The 264-nt window shown below is 42.0% G+C and carries 1 protein-coding gene; it reads left to right on the top strand.

Annotated features, from left to right (window positions below; all coding sequences use genetic code 11):
• Nucleotides 1-30: 30 nt before the first annotated feature.
• Nucleotides 31-264, top strand: a 234-nt coding sequence (locus tag A3735_RS31870; RefSeq protein ID WP_231882537.1) for a hypothetical protein, incomplete at its 3' end; no start/stop codon positions are given.

A 264-nucleotide genomic window follows, 5' to 3' on the forward strand; every position in this document is an offset into this window, starting at 1 on the left:
GCACCTGTTCAGGCAAATAGGGTTCTTACTTTGCTAAAACAGATTCTTAACTATGGCGTTGAACACGGATATCTAGAGCATAATCCTTTGAAGGAACTGACAAAGAAGAGTGTTGGCGGGCAAGAACAGTCGCGGGATAGGACTCTAGATGATAGTGAAATTCATAAGTTTTGGTACTGTTTGAACAGGGCAAAAATGAGTGTTCATACTGAGTTAGCCTTGAAGTTGTTACTGGTAACCGGCCAAAGAAGAGGGGAGATCAAT

This window comes from Oleiphilus sp. HI0061 (assembly GCF_001635675.1).